The 219-nt window shown below is 67.6% G+C and carries 1 protein-coding gene; it reads left to right on the top strand.

The annotated features are described in order from the left end of the window. The coding region (locus tag AAHM38_RS25630) for an IS66 family transposase (RefSeq protein ID WP_342234439.1) at nucleotides 1-219 on the top strand (219 nt) is incomplete at both ends.

The raw sequence follows: 219 nt of genomic DNA on the forward strand, positions 1-219 counted from the left end.
CGGCAGGAGCGCATCTATGCGCGCGCCGGTCTGGCCATCCCGCAATCGACACTGGGCGCGTGGGTGGGCATCTGTGGCGTGCGTCTGCAACCGCTGGTGGACGCCCTGCAAGAAGAGGTTCTGAGCCACGGTGTTCTGCACGCCGACGAAACGCCAGTGCAGATGCTCGCGCCCGGCAATGGCAAGACGCACCGCGCCTACCTGTGGGCCTATGCGCCG

This window comes from Ralstonia sp. OTU4908, assembly GCF_038440115.1.
Taxonomy (GTDB): Bacteria; Pseudomonadota; Gammaproteobacteria; order Burkholderiales; family Burkholderiaceae; genus Ralstonia; species Ralstonia pickettii.